Here is a 234-nt window from a genome sequence, read left to right as displayed (position 1 = left end):
CCTCATCACACCGATGGTCGCGGCGTATTTCCTCAAAGCGCATGGCCACGCCGAACACGGCGAGGGCAGGGCGATGGACGGGTACATGGCGATCCTGCGCTGGACCCTGCGCAATCGCTGGTGGACGATGGCGATCGGCGGCCTCGCGTTCCTTGCCACGATCGGCGCGTTCGCGACCCTGCCGTTCACGTTCCAGCCGCCGCGCGACAATGATTTCAGTCGCGTCTCGATCAC

General features: G+C 65.4%; 1 protein-coding gene. It reads left to right on the top strand.

Annotation, left to right across the window (positions count from 1 at the left end):
* A partial coding sequence (locus AC0IYH_RS34105) for a hypothetical protein (RefSeq protein ID WP_471838915.1) occupies positions 1-234 on the top strand: 234 nt, incomplete at both ends.

The sequence above is a fragment of the Pseudomonas sp. AC463 genome (genome assembly GCF_979253585.1).
Note: the sequence above shows the minus strand (reverse complement) of the source record. Positions and strands in the feature narration are given on the sequence as shown.